Source organism: Mesorhizobium sp. M5C.F.Ca.IN.020.29.1.1 (assembly GCF_003997375.1).
GTDB classification, from domain to species: Bacteria; Pseudomonadota; Alphaproteobacteria; order Rhizobiales; family Rhizobiaceae; genus Mesorhizobium; species Mesorhizobium wenxiniae.
Genome location: NZ_RZSW01000994.1, coordinates 1 through 1,169, shown reverse-complemented (window position 1 = coordinate 1,169; position 1,169 = coordinate 1). Strand labels below are relative to the sequence as shown.

Genomic DNA, 1,169 nt, shown 5'->3' with positions numbered 1-1,169 from the left:
CGACAGGATAGCACCGGCGAGGATGAGGTCGCGTCCTTGTTCGTGCAGCAGCTTCAGCCCGACGCCGAGCTCGGCCAGAATGAACGAGAATTCGCCGATCTGGGCAAGGCTTGCCGAAATCATCAGCGCGGTCGCGATCGGATAGCGGAAGGCGACGACGATAGCGAAGGCCGCCAGCGATTTGCCGATGACGATGATGGCCAGTGTCGCCAGGATCGGCCAGCCATTGCTGATCAGGCTGAACGGGTCGAACAGCATGCCGACCGAAACGAAGAACAGCACGGAAAAGGCGTCGCGCAGCGGCAGCGATTCCTCGGCGGCTCGATGGCTGAGCGCGGATTCGCTCATGATCATGCCGGCGAAGAAAGCGCCCAGCGCCAGCGAGACGCCGAATAGCTTGGCGGCGCCGAAGGCGACGCCGAGCGCGATGGCCAGCACCGCCAGCCGGAACAATTCACGCGAACCGGTATGGGCGACGTAGTGCAGGATCCAGGGGATGACACGGCGGCCCACCACCAGCATGACGACGACAAAGGCGGCGACCTTGGCCAGCGTGATGCCGACGACACTCCAGATGCCGTAGCTGGCCGGCAGCGACAGCAGGCTGCTATGGGTCTCCCCTTGCTGCTGGCCGCCCAGCACGCCAGCCAACGCCGGCAAAAGCACCAGCGCCAGCACCATGGCCAGATCCTCGACGATCAGCCAGCCGACGGCGATGCGGCCGCGCTCCGTCTCGATCAGCCGCCGCTCCTGCAAGGCACGCAACAGCACCACGGTCGAGGCGACGGAAAGCGCCAGCCCGAAGACCAGCCCCGCGCCCATCGACCAGCCGAGCATCCAAGCAAGAGCGGCGCCGAGCGCTGTCGCGAAGCCGATCTGCACGATGGCGCCGGGCACGGCGATGGCGCGGACCGACAACAAATCCTTCAGCGAGAAATGCAGGCCGACGCCGAACATCAACAGGATCACGCCGATTTCGGCCAGTTCATTGGCGAGGCCGGCATCGGCGACGAAGCCCGGCGTGTTAGGCCCGACCAGCACGCCAGCGATGAGGTAACCGACCAGCGGCGGGATGCGGAAGCGATTGGCAATTGCGCCGAAGACGAAAGCCAGCCCCAAACCGGCGACAATGGTGGCGATAAGGGGCGTGTCATGCGGCATGGTCTATG

The 1,169-nt window shown here is 65.3% G+C and carries 1 protein-coding gene; it reads right to left on the bottom strand.

What is annotated here, in order from left to right:
• A partial coding sequence (locus EOA85_RS35715; protein WP_206523480.1) for a cation:proton antiporter occupies positions 1-1,161 on the bottom strand: 1,161 nt, incomplete at its 3' end.
• Between the last annotated feature and the right edge of the window lie 8 nt (positions 1,162-1,169).